Origin of the sequence: Paenibacillus sp. FJAT-26967 (assembly GCF_001541095.1) — a bacterium.
Lineage (GTDB): Bacteria > Bacillota > Bacilli > Paenibacillales > NBRC-103111 > Paenibacillus_F.
This window is the reverse complement of record NZ_LMXH01000006.1, coordinates 277,393-292,127: the sequence shown is the minus strand read 5'-3', so window position 1 is coordinate 292,127 and position 14,735 is coordinate 277,393. Positions and strand designations below refer to the sequence as shown.

Genomic DNA, 14,735 nt, shown 5'->3' with positions numbered 1-14,735 from the left:
TTGAAGACGACGAGGTAGATAGGTTGGAGGTGGAAGCACAGCAATGTGTGGAGCTGACCAATACTAATCGGTCGAGGGCTTGACCTACAGGTCTTTACGCGAGTAGAGGCCAACATCGAAGCATGGCCTATGGCTGTGCACCACAAGATCTTTGGATGGATCTTAGTACATCTTTCGCTGCTAGTTTTCAGGGTACAACCTGTTTAGTTCGATTGATTTATGTTTGGAGAGATACCCAAGTGGCTATAAGGGGACCCTCTGCTAAGGGGTTAGACTGCGTAAGCGGTGCGAGGGTTCGAATCCCTCTCTCTCCGCCAGTTTAAGGCGGCGTAGCTCAGCTGGCTAGAGCGTACGGTTCATACCCGTGAGGTCGTGGGTTCGAGTCCCTCCGCCGCTACCATACAACTACATAAGGACGCTTAGCTCAGCTGGGAGAGCATCTGCCTTACAAGCAGAGGGTCGGCGGTTCGATCCCGTCAGCGTCCACCATGTACAACTTTATACGGAGCCGTGGTGTAGAGGCCTAACATGCCTGCCTGTCACGCAGGAGACCGCGGGTTCGAATCCCGTCGGCTCCGCCATTTTAGTTTTACATGAATTTCATAGTATGGCTCGGTAGCTCAGTCGGTAGAGCAGAGGACTGAAAATCCTCGTGTCGGCGGTTCGATTCCGTCCCGAGCCACCATTTAAGTCAAGCAATGCTCATAACTTAAGAGCTTGGCAGCAATGTGGAGGCTTAGCGAAGTGGCCAAACGCAGCAGACTGTAAATCTGTTCTCTGACGAGTTCGGTGGTTCGAATCCATCAGCCTCCACCAGTATTTTACACCGAGAGCCATTAGCTCAGTTGGTAGAGCACCTGACTTTTAATCAGGGTGTCGAAGGTTCGAGTCCTTCATGGCTCACTTTTCATGAAAATTAATATTTTATATAAAAAGAGACCTATATGGTCTCTTTTTTGTTGTTCTTGGCTATAAATGAGCAAATTTAATCGCAGGGCTATATACGCCCTAGCTTATCCGCGACGGATTGGAGTTTCTGTTCCATGGATGCCTGTTTATCTCGGCGGTCATCAATTTTGATAGAGGTCGAAACGCGCATCGCGCCGTTCTCAAAAGGGCTCTCGTGCAGTTTCATAACCACATCCATAATTTGATGCAATGGTCCTTCGATTATCGTGCTCATAGGGGTTAGTTCATAGTGCAGGGGTTGGTTGTCTAGTACTTTTTGAAGATGAGCGACATACTCACTTAAGCTTGTAGATGCAGTGCCGATGGGAACAACCGTGATTTCAACAATTGCCATAACAAGACCCTCCTTTAATTAGCGTGTCCCCTTATTTTAATGGAAACGCCAGAAGCAAGCTACCAAGTTGGATAACGGCTTTCATGTAAGAAATTATCGATGGTTGTATCGTCCCATACGGTAGTTCTGGTGTGATCCGAGCAGGCCTGGGCAGGAAGAGATTTCCGTTGATCTGCCGGCCCGTCCAAGTCTTGACCTCAACTGCCAATCAACTGTCATACGATGGTTTGTAAGAGTGATGATCCACCGGCACAGTATTGAATCCTGCGCATATTTGCTATCTGCTCATTCTGGATGCTATCACCCACTCTCTCCTTTTTACTTCGTAGCCTCATTTAAAATATAGTCAGCTGTACGCGCTGCAAGTGCCATGACCGTGTTTGTAGGGTTAGCTCCACCCGAAGTCACGAATATGCTGGCATCGCATACAAACAAATTCGGGATGTCGTGCGTCTGCCCATACGAATTTACGACCGAGCGGCCAGGATCGCTTCCCATACGGCATCCTCCCATGAGGTGGGCGGTGTCGGGCACGACGAACTCCGGTTTGCCGCCCGCCGCTTGTAAAATGGCTTGCATGTTCTCGACAGCATGCTGGATAAGCTTTTGATCATTATCGCCGAAGCTGAACGTAACCGTGGCGCGCGGCATGCCGTTTGCATCTTTTTCATCCGCTAAAGTCACACGGTTGTTCTCATTCGGAAGGACCTCCCCGACCAATGTGACTCGGCCGTAATAGTTGTAATCCAGCATCGTCTCACGCAGTGCTGTACCCCATACAGGATAAGAGCCCCCGGATTTAGTAATGCCCTCCGCAAAAGCCAACGGCCTGGACCCGTGAGCATGGAGAGTATACCCGCGTGCAAAACCCCGATTTGGGTTACTCTCATAGAATTCCTGTGTAGTAGCAAGCACGGGAGTCCCCTTGTACAGGCGGACTTCTTCTTGAAACTTCGCATACACATCATGGCTGCTATGAGTCATAAGCGCCTTGCCTACCCAGCCGCTGCTGTTAGCCAGCCCATCGGGAAACTGGGGATTAGCTGAGTTGAGCAGCAAACGAGGCGTTTCCACTGCATAGGCGGAGAGAATGACATATTTGGCTTTTTGCCGATGCTCTACGCCATTTTTAACATACACTACACCCGCTGCCCGGCCTGCTGTATCTGTCTCAACGCGTGTTACCATGCAATTAGCTAATACGGTGGCTCCAGCTTCTACCGCTTTGGGAAAATGGTGAATGAGCGTGCTGAATTTGGCATTCGGCATACAACCCTGATTACAAAAGCCGCGGTTAATACAGGGCGGTCTTCCATCGAAAGGTGCCGAAAGAATGGCAAGCGGAGCGGTGACGCTTCTTATGCCGAGCTCTTCGCAGCCCTTTTGAAAAAGATAGGCATTCGGGCTCAGCGGATCACGTTCAGGATAGGGGTACGGTCCACGAAAGTTTCCCCAAGGAAAATGCCGTGGTCCCGAAACTGCGATGTCCTTCTCGATTTTATCGTAGTAGGGCTCTAGATCTTTGTAATGAAGAGGCCAATCTTCACCGACACCGTCTATGGAACGGGTTTTGAAATCCGATTCGTGAAAGCGGAGGAAAACGCCCGTGAAGTGCTGGGTGCCTCCGCCGACTCCCCACCCCGAATTGTTGTGTCCCATCGTAAGCGGATTGCTGCCGTTAACCAGCCTTGTTTGCTGCCAGCCGAGACTCTGCATCGATAATTCATCACTGGCAAAATCCCTTTGGGGATCGCGCAGCGGTCCCGCTTCGATCACAACGACATCCAGGCCCGCTTCACTCAACTCCCTTGCTAGAACGCCTCCTGCGGCTCCTGCCCCCACAATAACGACATCGGCAACTGCCGATTGAGAAGTAGCGTGTCTCATAGTTCCGGTTTCGCCTCCCATGGGTCAAGCTGCCCTCTGTCGGTGCGGATGTAGCCTCTTGGATAGGCAGGCCCGGCATAGCCGATCTCGGACCACACGGTTGGATGGGAGTAATAAGCTTCCACTGTTAATTTAAGGAGTTTGCTGAACCACTCATTCTGCACGGTCATTGTCCATTCTCCGGTCAGGGGAAGTTTGGATTCAGCGATGTTCTTCATGATTTCCCGCTGCTCTAATGCGCTGAGATGGTGAAAGGGTTGTCCGTGAAAACCTTCGGCTATTTTGTCTACTGCCTGCAAACCCCGGAGAATAAGCTCACGTTGACGGGGGACCTCAGGCTTACGCTGACCTTCGCCTGTGCTGCTGCTCAAGGTAGTATCTATATGTTCAATGACATAATTGATCATCTCAGCTCGGTCATCATCGACAAGGCGGGAACACCAGCTTCGCAGAAGCTCCGCCTCTTCCAGACTCAGGACTTGATGTTGGGACTGCCTCACGAGCCGGTCACTCACAATCGATTGTGTATGAAGATCCCAGTGCTCCCGCTCAGCCATTACATCAAAAGAAGGGTATTTCGTCATTTTTCTCATGAATGCTACCTCCCGTAAATGGCGATAAGCCCCAGTAAACCTATAGCCGTATAGAGCAGCGGCATAACGACCGGAGGGCCTATCAGAAAATTGCGCGGAGCGTAATCTCCGACTCTTTTACCGACGCCTTTAACATGCAAATAAAATCCGTATAGACCGGATAGAACACCAAGCCACATGCAGATATGAAAAAGTGTGAAAAGCCAAGAGCGGTTCAGAAGGACCAGGGCTATCCCGACTACAAAGTAGAGGGGTGCACTGATGACAGGAGCCAGCATGATTTTCTGATGAAAGTTTTGCCGATAATGCGACATGGTCACCTGAACGGCGACCAGCAGATAAGCGGCAGAAGTAAATAAAACAAGGGTGCGGTCTAAGGTCCAATCAGTCCATACCATAGAGAAGTCTCCTTTTTATACAAGCTGCGAAGTGGCGTAATACTCGGAATTATTCGGTTTTGCTAAAAGTAAGCCCTCCATAAGGCATGAAGGCGATATCTGCAGCAGTATCTGAGGCCCAGGCGGCAATTGTCTCCTCCAGGGAGACAACAGGTTTGAAGCCGATCAGCTCAATAAGGGGAGGCGGTACGTCCGAGTACAGGAACACCTGCCTGTCCTGCAGGATCGTATGGATTTGTTCCAGCTTGTGAGCGCCGAGGACGAATCGCTTGCCGAGTTCTTGAAGCAGTTTTTTACGATCGGGATGATCTTCGACTGCCTCGGCAAACTTGGGATGCCCATACAGTTCTTGGCAGCGCGCAACAAGAAGAATACGGCCGCCCTTCTTCACGAAAGCAGCCGCGTTTGTCAGTGTTTTGACAGCTTGATAGAGCTGGGCGTCTTTGGGATAGCCGCCTGCCGATACAATCACGGCATCGTAGAGCCGGGAACGCCGGACAAGAAAGGCGGAGTTGGCCAGCTTCACTCCTGCGGTGTGAGCGAGGGCCACGTCTCCCGCAAATACACCAAGGAGCCGGCGCTCCATGTCCACCACCGTATTAAGCAGGAACGGTGCGGGCACAAAGCGGAGCGCCTCCTCCAGATCGCGGTGAAGAGGATTATCGACGCAGCCTGGCTTGGCCTTATAAGACTTGGATAAGGCATGGTGCAGCTCTATGGAGCGCCTGGAGGCGGCACCTGGCATCAGGGCTTTCACACCGCCGGAAGACCCCACGAGCAGGTGAGGTTCGATGTTGCCGGTGATGATCAACATCCCCGCTTCAACAACTGCGCGGTTCAGCTCTATCGGTGTTCCGAGCGAGGTTGTGCCGACGAATACGCATTCCTCCGCGTTGGAGGAATGGTTGAGCACGCGGACACGCTCATAGACATCGTCACCTGTCAGCCGCCGCAGCTCACTCTCGCTCTGCTGCCGGTGCGTTCCGAGCGCAACCAGCACGGTGACCGCGTCATCCGGAATGCCTGCTGCGCCTAGCTCTTCCAGCAGCGGAGGAAGAAGGCGTTCGCTGGGGCTGAGTCTGGTGCCGTCGCTGATCAGGATGACGGCTGAACGTTTGCCGGACGCAAGCTGCCGCAGCGGCGGGCATCCGATAGGCGCCCGAAGTGCACTTTGTATCGCCTCATCCGGTAGGGGATCAGGCAGCGCGGGAGCAATCAACCGGGGTAGACGACTCTCCGGCCAGGAGATGTTAAGCTGCTCCGTTCCATAGCACAGTTGGAGTATCACAATATCGCATCCTTCCAACTTCTATTTTTTCCAGAAACAGCCTGTTTAACCGTTAGCGGCTGGAAATTAAACAATCTTAATTCCCAGGGAGCAAGAAGTATGGGGGATTTTCAAATAGGAGACGCTAACAGTGCGGAGAAGCGAAGGGCGGCTTACGAGAGAGGCTTGCTCCGTAATTGTGAAATGCCGGCAGGGGGTAACCTATTGCAATATTTTATTTCTTTATTGATCAGCTTCGCAGTCGTCATGCTGCTGGTTCCCATCTTGAGAAAGTTTGCGCTAGCCACGGGATTTGTAGATCGTCCTAACAATCGGAAAATACATAGTGCTCCTATTCCGCTGCTGGGTGGAGTTGCTATTTATATCGCCTGCGCGGGTTCGATTTTGTTGTTCAGCAGAAACAGCGACCTTACGAAAGCGGTTCTCATCGGGGGCACGATTCTAATGCTAACAGGCTTGACCGATGATTGGTTTAAGACCAGGGGCAAAGATTTCCCGGTGTGGCCGCGGTTATTGATCTATATCGGCGTTTCGACAGTTCCCCTATGGTTTGGGATCGAAATCATCGGTGTTTCCAATTTACAATTCACGGGAATGGTTTTTTTTCCGGTCTGGCTTGTCTGGCTGGCTACGATGGCGTGGGTTTTTGGAATTACGAACATGATTAATTTTATTGACGGGGTAGATGGTTTGGCCTCGGGGATTGTTACGATTGCCTCTATAGCTCTGCTTGTTGCGGCACTGGTCAAAAGGCAGGAGGATTCCGCCATGCTGGCTGCAATCCTGGTCGGAGCGGGTCTTGCATTTCTTGCCTTTAACTTCTATCCCGCTAAAATTTTCATGGGAGATGCAGGCGCTATCTTTCTGGGATACACCATTGCAGTCGTTGCGATTGATGGCGCTTTTAAAAGTGCGACTTTCGTTTCCATTCTGGTTCCAGTTCTGGCATTGGGCGTCCCGATTATGGATACCGTCATTGTTTTTACAAGAAGACTCCTTAAAGGAAATGGACTCCATCATGCGGATAAACTTCATACCCACCACAGTTTGATGAAATGGGGACTTTCACAGACTCAGACGGTCTCGTTTCTTTACCTCATCGGTGCACTGTTCTCATTGCTGTCTATTATTGTCGTTCTGATGGGGATTTGAGACTTTCTTCATGGCAATCGCTGGTGCAGCCTGGCCTGGATTCGGATATCCGATGAAAGGCTTTTTTCTTGGTATATAAGGAATAAGTTTGTTTGGATGAAAGGGAACAGAGGGATGCTGTCTTCGTTCCCATGAAGTGAATCGCTTTCTTACCTGTGTTACAATAATAGGAAGCAACGCAGCAGCTTCGATATTACACAGAGGGAGCTAACTCAGATGGATTGGGAAAGGCTGAAGAAACAATTGGAGTCGATCGGCAAAAGTCCGGTCCGGCTGGTTACAAAAAAACCGGCAGAGTGGGAACGTATGACGCAAAGCGGCGAAAAGCCGCCTAAAGATAAAGGAAGCTTTCTGATCGATAAGGATGTGTATTTCCTTCTTCAGAAGGATGATCAGCAGATTCAGGCTATCTCCATCCCGGAGGAGAAGCTTCATGGCAATGAACGAAGTCTCATCGAATGGATTATCGAATCATCTCAGCCGGAGAAGAAACAGCGGAACATGCTTTTTCTGGAGGAAGAGAAGAAGCTCGCTGCGGTTCGGAGCTGGCTCCTGGAGCATGCGGATTCGGAAGGCAACGTAGAAATGCCGGATTCCATTGCATCTCAGGCGTCCCTGTACTCCAATAAAATTCCCTTTCTTCTATATGGGGATTATTCCCCTAATATCCGTGTATCCTACCGGGAATTAAAGAAGTTATTGGAGACATTTTTTGATACCGAAATCATCCTGGTTCCTCTTCTTGAGAAAGAGTGGCTGATTCTCGCTCCGGATAATCTACTGAATGTCAGCCAAGAGGACAGGCTGGATGTCCAGGAGGAAAGCACGGAGCAGATGCTGGATGCCCTTGCTTCCGGTCTGCATGAAATGCTGGCGAGTGAATGGGTAGGTGAAAGCCATCTGGGCGTCCACTATCCGATTCAGCCTGCACAGTCGCTTCTCAGCTCGATGGTATCGCTGCGCGGTACGATAATGCTGGGCCGCCTATATAACATGGCCAGCAATATTCATATGCCGTGGCACCTGCAGATGGAGAAGCTCCTTCACCAAATTCCTGAGCTGGAGAAGAACCAATTCCTGGAGCAGGTGCTAAAGGATTATGCCCTGGATTCGGAGACGCAGTCTACGCTGGAGCATTTCTTCGCTCTGGATTGCAATGTCAGTGAAACGGCAAAGAAATTGTATATCCACCGGAATACACTTTTGTACCGTCTGGATAAGTTCAAGAACGAAACCGGTCTTGATGTAAGGACGTTTCATGATGCGGTTCTGGTTAAGCTTGCTATCGTATTGTACAAAGTAACAAAAAGAAAGTGAGTTTTTTGTGAAGATTGTGCATAGTCAATCTCCGGGTATTTAGGCTAAGATGAACCTATACAATGAATTCAAGAACCAGGGGGAATGAACTATGGCAGGCGTTCGTCTTAACCATATCGTAAAGAGGTACCCAGGCAACAATGAAGCAACCGTTAAGGATTTCCATCTTGATATTCAAGATAAAGAGTTTCTAGTATTAGTAGGAGCATCCGGTTGCGGTAAATCCACAACACTGCGGATGATTGCCGGTCTTGAAGAAATCTCCGAAGGCGAACTGTACATCGGCGACCGACTTGTGAATGACGTAGCACCGAAAGACCGCGACATCGCGATGGTGTTCCAGTCTTACGCCCTGTACCCGCACATGAACGTATACCAGAACATGGCATTCGGTCTTAAACTACGTAAATTCAAAAAAGCCGATATCGACGCACGCGTGCGTGAAGCGGCTAAAATTCTCGATATTGAACACCTTCTTGACCGTAAACCGAAGGCTCTCTCCGGTGGTCAGCGTCAGCGTGTTGCCCTGGGCCGCGCAATCGTCCGTGAACCGCAAGTGTTCTTGATGGATGAGCCGCTTTCCAACTTGGATGCTAAACTTCGTGTACAAATGCGTGCTGAAATCTCCAAGCTTCACAAGCGTCTTGGCGTTACGATCATTTACGTAACACATGACCAAACAGAAGCAATGACAATGGGAAGCCGGATTGTCGTTATGGACAAAGGCATCATTCAGCAAGCAGCTTCACCGGAAGAGATCTACAACTTCCCAGTTAACATGTTCGTTGCTGGATTTATCGGATCCCCTTCCATGAACTTTGTCAGCGGCTCGCTGAAAGACGAAGGCGGCTCCCTGCACTTCAAAGCTAAAGGCGTTGACGTTGTGATTCCGCAAGGTAAAGCTCAAGTACTTCGCGACAAAGGCTATGCAGGCAAAGATGTTGTTCTGGGTATTCGTCCAGAAGATATCCATGATGAGCCTGTATTCCTCGAAGCATCTTCCAACACGGTTGTAAATGCTTTGATCGAAGTATCCGAGAACCTCGGTCACGAACTGCAAGTTCACCTTGCCGGTATCGGTGAAGGTACAGTAGTTGCCCGTGTTGACGGACGTTCCGGTCTGAAAGACGGCACTAACGTTAAACTTGCTCTGGATATGAACAAAGTTCATTTCTTCGACAAAGAAAGCACACATTCCATCCTGCTTAACGGATAAGAATGTCTTATAAAGGCCAGTCCATTGCGACTGGCTTTTTTATTATTTTCAACAAGTTGCAGGAGGAATGAGCGGAGCAGGTTGATTTTGACCCGGCAGTTGAATTACGATGGAAGCAATGGGAAAACAAAGGGGAATGAACCATGGGCAAAAAAGTGAGAGTTTTAGAACTGGTTGAACAGTTCAACCTGGAGGTCATTTGCGGGGAGGAAGGTCTGAAACGGACCATACCTGTAGATGATCTGTACCGCCCAGGTCTAGAAATGGCAGGGTATTTTAATTACCATCCGCAGGAGCGGGTTCAACTGCTTGGCCGGACAGAGATGTCCTTCTTTGAAACGCTGGATGAGACAGTCCGGCTTCACCGGGCCCAGCAGCTCTGTGCCAGTGAAGAAACTCCCTGCATTATCGTAACCCGTGGACTGGATATTCCGGCAGAGCTAGTGGAAGAAGCGAAGAAGCATCAGCTTCCGGTTCTGCGCAGTCAGGTAGCTACAACCATTCTAGCAAGCCGTATAACGAATTTTCTTGAGAATAAGCTGGCTCCTTCGACTACCATTCATGGTGTCCTTGTCGATGTATACGGAGTCGGAATGCTGATTACAGGCGGCAGCGGCATCGGTAAAAGTGAGACGGCTCTTGAGCTCGTTAAGCGCGGTCACCGCCTTGTTGCGGACGACGCGGTAGAAATCCGGCAAACGGCGGATAACATTTTATACGGGAACGCACCGGATCTGATCCGTCATTTGCTTGAAATTAGAGGCGTAGGCATAATTAACGTGATGACACTTTTCGGGGCAGGCGCAGTACGTAATGTGAAGAAGATCTCGGTGGTAACACGGCTGGAGACTTGGCAGCAGGATAAACAGTATGACCGCCTTGGATTGGATGAAGAGACAACACGTATTATCGAAACGGACGTTCCGCTTATTACGATTCCGGTACGCCCGGGCAGAAACTTGGCTGTAATCGTGGAAGTGGCGGCGATGAACTACCGGTTGAAGCGGATGGGATTCAATGCGGCGCTTCAGTTTACAAACAAATTGACGGAGACGCTGGCAGAAGATCTGGATGATCTGGACTAAGACCGGCAGGGATAGAGTCTGTTTTATTTAGGAAAGGTATAGGAGGAATACAACCGTAGATGATTAATCCAATCGCTTTTTCACTGGGACCTATCAGTGTGCACTGGTACGGAATTATACTCGGCACCGCTGCGCTTGTGGGCCTGCTTCTCGCCATCCGCGAGGGTAAACGATTCAATATGGAACCCGATTTTTTCATGGATCTGCTTCTGATCGGGGTTCCATCGGCTATTATCGCGGCGCGCATTTATTATGTAGCTTTTCAATGGGAGAACTATAAGAACAATTTTGTTGATGTTTTTAAAATCTGGGAGGGCGGAATCGCGATCTATGGTGCGCTTATCGGCGCTATTATCGGCGCACTCTTCTATGTCCGGCGTAAAGGCGTATCCTTCTGGCGAATTGCGGATATTTGCGCTCCGGGCTTGATTGTGGGCCAAATGATCGGCCGCTGGGGTAATTTCATCAACCAGGAAGCCCACGGCGGTCCGGTTCAGGAATCATTCCTGCGCGGGACGCTCCATCTGCCGGACTGGATCGTGAATCAGATGAATATTCAGGGAACGTTCTACCACCCGACATTCTTATACGAATCACTGTGGAATCTGGCAGGCCTGCTGCTCCTGTTCTGGCTTCGCCGCAGACCGTTCCTTCGTGCAGGCGAATTGTTCATGAGCTATTTTATCTGGTATTCGCTGGGCCGCTTCTATATCGAAGGCCTTCGCACGGACAGCTTGGATTTCACGGGCCCAGAATGGCTCGCATCCTTGATGAACAGCCTGTGGTCCCCGATGTCTCTGCTATTCGGTGAAGCCGGCGCGATGACTTATGGGGGGAACATTCGGATTTCCCAACTGCTTGCCCTCCTCATTATATTTGCGGCTATCGTCATTATTGTCGTGCGCCGTAAGATTGTGCCTGGGCTGCCTAAGTACAGCGATCCGATCGAAAGAAAAGCAATCAAACCGGTGTCTGCAAACAGCGGAAAATAATAAAGATGGAACGATCAAGCGTGCTGCAAGGTGCAAAGATGTACAGAAGTCCTGTTATTCGGAGCCTATCGTGCAGGTAGTGAGCCTATTCTAAGGAGTACAACATGAAGCATACGGTATTGTTTGATTTGGATGGTACGATACTTGATACCAATGAGCTGATTATCCGTTCATTCCTGCATGCGCTGGAAGGGAGGGCCCCAGGCCCTTTTTCAAGGGAGCATATTATCCCGCACATGGGTCGTCCGCTGGTTGATCAGCTTCAGTTTTTCAGCGGTCTGGATGAAGTGAACGATCTTTTGCTCATGTATAGGACGTATAATCTGGAGCATCACGATGAGTTAGTCCGGCCATTTCCACATGTAAAAGAGGTACTTGCCCGGCTGCATGCTTATGGCGTCCGAATCGGAGTTGTCACGAGCAAAATACGCAAGACGACCATGCTCGGTCTTGAATTGTGTGAGCTGCTGCCTTACATACACAGTATCGTGACCGTGGAAGATGTCGTGCAGCCGAAGCCGGATCCTGAAGGGATACTTAAGGCTCTGCAGGAGCTGGAGTCTGAGCCGGTGCAAGCTATCATGGTAGGCGACAGTCACTATGATATTGAAGCAGCCCAAGCTGCAGGAGTCGATGCAGTCGCCGTCAGTTGGTCATTGAAGGGCGAAGAATATCTGAAGCAATATTCGCCTGAACATATTATCGGAGACATGAGAGATCTATACACACTGTTCGGCATTCCGGAGGAGAGCTCTTGAGAAAGACTGAGAAATATCCCGTCGAAGGGCCGAATGCCCTATGGCAGATTTACCGGACAGTCAGTAAGTGGAAAGCTGTCAAAAATTTTGCATGGATACAAATTAGCCGCTACTGCCCTTCACTTCCCGTAAAGAATTGGATATACCGGCGTATGCTTGGTATGCAGGTAGGGGACCATACGGCGTTTGCCCTGATGGTAATGGTGGATGTATTTTTCCCTGAGAAAATTAAAATCGGGTCTAATACCATTATTGGGTATAACACCACGATCCTGGCTCACGAATACCTGATTCGCGAATACCGTCTGGGCGAGGTGAATATCGGTTCCCATGTGATGGTCGGAGCCAATACAACGATTCTGCCGGGTGTAACGATCGGCGATTATGCGGTTATCGGTGCCGGCTCGGTCGTGCATAAGGACGTTCCTCCGCATACTTTCGTTGCGGGCAATCCGATGCGGGTCATAAGGAGCAATGCTTCAGACGGGTTAGCGGGAACGGCGGATGTGTCTGATCCTTTAACGGATCAATGACGTGAGAAGTGGAAGGAAATCAGGTCTTATACAAGCAGTTTGTCTTCTGGGGGGAGGACGAACTGCTTTTTTGTTGTGGGGAGAGGACAATATGTATTTAGGACGAATTAATAATAAGGCACATGAAAATAGGCCCTTTCAATCAAGGCGGAGGGCGGCTAGTTAAAATAGACGGGGATAAAGAAACGAAGGAAATTGACGGACCTAATATTCCGTGATAAACTTACGAAATAACTTCAATTTGGTAGTATGGTAGCGCACTAAAGTGCGGTAAAAAATAGAAGTGCACCGGTAGCAGGAGGGACAGTTATGTCTAAACCGAAAGTATTTGAGAAGCCTACTGGCTTTAAGGATCTGCTCCCGGAATCTGTAGCAAGATTCCGTCAGGTCGAATTTAACGTGCTCGAATGTATGGAGCGGTGGGGCTACAATCAAATTGTTACGCCTACGCTGGAATTTTACGACACGGTCGGCGTAGCAAGCTCTATCGAAGACCGTAAACAGTTTAAACTCCTGGATCGTAACGGCAAGACACTTGTCCTGCGATCCGATATGACGGCGCCTATTGCGCGAGTGGTTGCATCGCTGCTCCGGGAAGAGCGGCTGCCTGTAAGGCTGTGTTATCACGGCAATGTCTTCCGCGCTATGGAAGAAGAAGCGGGCCGTGACTCGGAATTCATTCAGACGGGCGTTGAACTTGTCGGGGACGCCTCCGCCGAAGCGGATGCGGAGGTCGTTGCACTGGCGATTGCCTGTCTGCAGGCGGCGGGTGTTCAAACATTTAAGTTTGCACTGGGACATGTAGGCTTTCTGCACGGATTGTTCGAGGAAGCTTTGAAGGATTGCCCGGATGCACAGGTAGAGCTTAAGAGCTTCCTCCTGGGCAGAGATTATGTGGGTTATCGCAATGCAATCCGCCAGCTTGATATCGATGAATCCCGCCGCCAAGAGCTGGAGAGCATTCTCAGGCTGCGTGGAGGCAAGGATATTTGCGAGCAGGCGCTAGCAGTAACCGCAGATCCTACGGCACAGACAGCCATTGACCATCTGTGCAAGGTATGGAACGTGCTTGAAGATTATGGAGTTAGCGAGCATGTCTTGATCGATTTAACAATGATCGGTAACTTCTCTTACTACACCGGTCTTACATTCGAGGGTTATGCAGCCGATCTCGGATTTCCGCTGTGCAGCGGAGGGCGTTATGACAATCTGCTGGCGCAGTTCGGGCGTCCGGCTCCGGCTACAGGCTTTGCGCTTAAGACGAACCGGATACTGGAAGCTGCCGGGACCAAAGATGTGTATCAGCCAAGCCGGGTGCTCATCGTATATACGGCGGAACATCGGCGTGATGCCCTCCACCATGCTCAGACACTGCGGGCAGAATCAGGGAATCAAATTATAACTCGCCTTATTCCCGACCATACATCATGGGATGCGGGCCATATCGACAAGCTTGGGGACGGCCGAAGCAGGCTGGACGGCGTCTTGTACACAGACGTTATCCCCTTTGTATAGGAGGCAGGACGGATGCAGGAAATGCTCAAAGTAGCCATGCCTAAAGGGCGTATTTATAAACAGGCCTTCAAACTGTTCCGCCGTGCGGGATTGCCGATGCCGGAGGATAGTGGAGATGACTCACGCCGCTTGATCGTGACATTCCCGGAAGCGAATATGGAATTCATTCTGGCAAAACCGGTTGATGTGCCTACTTATGTGGAGTACGGTGTAGCCGATATCGGAGTTGTCGGCAAAGACGTGCTGATGGAAGAGAACAGAGATGTGTATGAACTTCTTGACCTCGGGATAGCACGATGCCGGATGTCGGTTATCGCAATGCCAGACTGGCAGCAGGTTCTGAACCCGCGTGTCGCTACCAAATATCCGCGTGTCGCATCACAGTATTTCCGTGAGAAGGGCCAGCAGGTTGAGGTCATTAAATTGAACGGATCCATTGAGCTTGCCCCGATGATCGGGCTTGCGGACCGCATTGTGGATATGGTGGAAACCGGCCAGACACTGCGCGAGAACGGGCTGGTTGAATATGAGGAAATCTTCCCGATTACAAGCCGTCTGATCGCAAACCGCGTCAGCTACCGGATGAAGAACGAGCGCATTCAGCAGCTCTGCGATGCTCTGCAAGCAACCATCGCCCTGCCTGAAGAGGAATAAGAGAACGGAACGCAAGGGTGTATATAAAATAATTCGGCTATTCA

General features: G+C 50.3%; 14 protein-coding genes, 7 tRNA genes and 1 rRNA gene. 17 read left to right on the top strand and 5 right to left on the bottom strand.

From position 1 onward, the window contains the following. From AR333_RS20500 to AR333_RS20465, 8 genes are all read left to right on the top strand, one after another. Positions 1 to 87 (top strand): 23S ribosomal RNA (locus AR333_RS20500); the annotation flags it as partial. 138 nt (positions 88 to 225) lie between these two features. Next, positions 226 to 317: transfer RNA gene (locus AR333_RS20495), tRNA-Ser, on the top strand. A 6-nt stretch (positions 318 to 323) separates the two neighbouring features. Then, positions 324 to 400, top strand: a tRNA-Met gene (locus AR333_RS20490). 13 nt (positions 401 to 413) lie between these two features. Further along, positions 414 to 489, top strand: a tRNA-Val gene (locus AR333_RS20485). A gap of 15 nt (positions 490 to 504) precedes the next feature. Continuing rightward, positions 505 to 581: transfer RNA gene (locus AR333_RS20480), tRNA-Asp, on the top strand. Between the two features lie 28 nt (positions 582 to 609). Next, positions 610 to 685, top strand: a tRNA-Phe gene (locus AR333_RS20475). Positions 686 to 730: 45 nt separating this feature from the next. Next, a tRNA-Tyr gene (locus AR333_RS20470) sits at positions 731 to 816 on the top strand. 14 nt (positions 817 to 830) lie between these two features. After that, positions 831 to 903, top strand: a tRNA-Lys gene (locus tag AR333_RS20465). Positions 904 to 997: 94 nt separating this feature from the next. Here the strand turns inward: AR333_RS20465 and AR333_RS20460 are convergent. From AR333_RS20460 to larA, 5 genes are all read right to left on the bottom strand, one after another. Further along, a complete protein-coding gene (locus AR333_RS20460) occupies positions 998 to 1,303 on the bottom strand; it encodes an MTH1187 family thiamine-binding protein (protein ID WP_068777222.1) in 306 nt (101 codons plus the stop codon). A 318-nt stretch (positions 1,304 to 1,621) separates the two neighbouring features. Continuing rightward, positions 1,622 to 3,190 (bottom strand): GMC family oxidoreductase, encoded by a 1,569-nt coding sequence (locus AR333_RS20455; protein WP_068777221.1) that lies wholly within the window; start codon positions 3,188 to 3,190, stop codon positions 1,622 to 1,624. Next, complete coding sequence (locus AR333_RS20450; protein ID WP_068777220.1) at positions 3,187 to 3,783, bottom strand: gluconate 2-dehydrogenase subunit 3 family protein; 597 nt, start codon at positions 3,781 to 3,783, stop codon at positions 3,187 to 3,189. The genes AR333_RS20455 and AR333_RS20450 overlap by 4 nt, the downstream gene beginning before the upstream one ends. Positions 3,784 to 3,788: 5 nt before the next feature. After that, positions 3,789 to 4,181 (bottom strand): hypothetical protein, encoded by a 393-nt coding sequence (locus tag AR333_RS20445; RefSeq protein WP_068777219.1) that lies wholly within the window; start codon positions 4,179 to 4,181, stop codon positions 3,789 to 3,791. 49 nt (positions 4,182 to 4,230) lie between these two features. After that, positions 4,231 to 5,469, bottom strand: coding sequence for a nickel-dependent lactate racemase (larA, locus tag AR333_RS20440; RefSeq protein WP_253735922.1), 1,239 nt, complete (start codon positions 5,467 to 5,469; stop codon positions 4,231 to 4,233). A gap of 99 nt (positions 5,470 to 5,568) precedes the next feature. On the opposite strand from larA, the gene AR333_RS20435 reads away from it, so the two are divergent. The 9 genes from AR333_RS20435 to hisG all read left to right on the top strand — a co-directional run bounded on the left by AR333_RS20435 (position 5,569) and on the right by hisG (position 14,691). Then, a complete protein-coding gene (locus AR333_RS20435; protein WP_367584858.1) occupies positions 5,569 to 6,621 on the top strand; it encodes an MraY family glycosyltransferase in 1,053 nt (350 codons plus the stop codon). A 216-nt stretch (positions 6,622 to 6,837) separates the two neighbouring features. Continuing rightward, complete coding sequence (locus tag AR333_RS20430) at positions 6,838 to 7,938, top strand: CdaR family transcriptional regulator (RefSeq protein ID WP_068777218.1); 1,101 nt, start codon at positions 6,838 to 6,840, stop codon at positions 7,936 to 7,938. 91 nt (positions 7,939 to 8,029) lie between these two features. Continuing rightward, entirely contained in the window at positions 8,030 to 9,154 is a 1,125-nt protein-coding gene (locus AR333_RS20425; protein WP_068777217.1) for an ABC transporter ATP-binding protein, read from the top strand. A 143-nt stretch (positions 9,155 to 9,297) separates the two neighbouring features. Continuing rightward, on the top strand, positions 9,298 to 10,239 hold the full coding sequence (gene hprK, locus AR333_RS20420; protein ID WP_068777216.1) for an HPr(Ser) kinase/phosphatase: 942 nt from the start codon (positions 9,298 to 9,300) through the stop codon (positions 10,237 to 10,239). Between the two features lie 59 nt (positions 10,240 to 10,298). Continuing rightward, positions 10,299 to 11,231 (top strand): prolipoprotein diacylglyceryl transferase, encoded by a 933-nt coding sequence (gene lgt, locus AR333_RS20415; RefSeq protein WP_068777215.1) that lies wholly within the window; start codon positions 10,299 to 10,301, stop codon positions 11,229 to 11,231. Between the two features lie 104 nt (positions 11,232 to 11,335). Beyond that, positions 11,336 to 11,989, top strand: coding sequence for a pyrophosphatase PpaX (ppaX, locus tag AR333_RS20410; RefSeq protein WP_068777214.1), 654 nt, complete (start codon positions 11,336 to 11,338; stop codon positions 11,987 to 11,989). After that, complete coding sequence (locus AR333_RS20405) at positions 11,986 to 12,522, top strand: DapH/DapD/GlmU-related protein (protein ID WP_068777213.1); 537 nt, start codon at positions 11,986 to 11,988, stop codon at positions 12,520 to 12,522. Before ppaX ends, AR333_RS20405 begins: the two co-directional genes overlap by 4 nt. 309 nt (positions 12,523 to 12,831) lie before the next feature. Then, positions 12,832 to 14,037: an ATP phosphoribosyltransferase regulatory subunit gene (locus AR333_RS20400; RefSeq protein WP_068777212.1), complete on the top strand. Its 1,206-nt coding sequence runs from the start codon at positions 12,832 to 12,834 to the stop codon at positions 14,035 to 14,037. Between the two features lie 12 nt (positions 14,038 to 14,049). Further along, the gene (gene hisG / locus AR333_RS20395; RefSeq protein ID WP_068777211.1) at positions 14,050 to 14,691 is read left to right on the top strand and encodes an ATP phosphoribosyltransferase; all 642 of its coding nucleotides are present in this window, start codon (positions 14,050 to 14,052) and stop codon (positions 14,689 to 14,691) included. Positions 14,692 to 14,735: the final 44 nt, after the last annotated feature.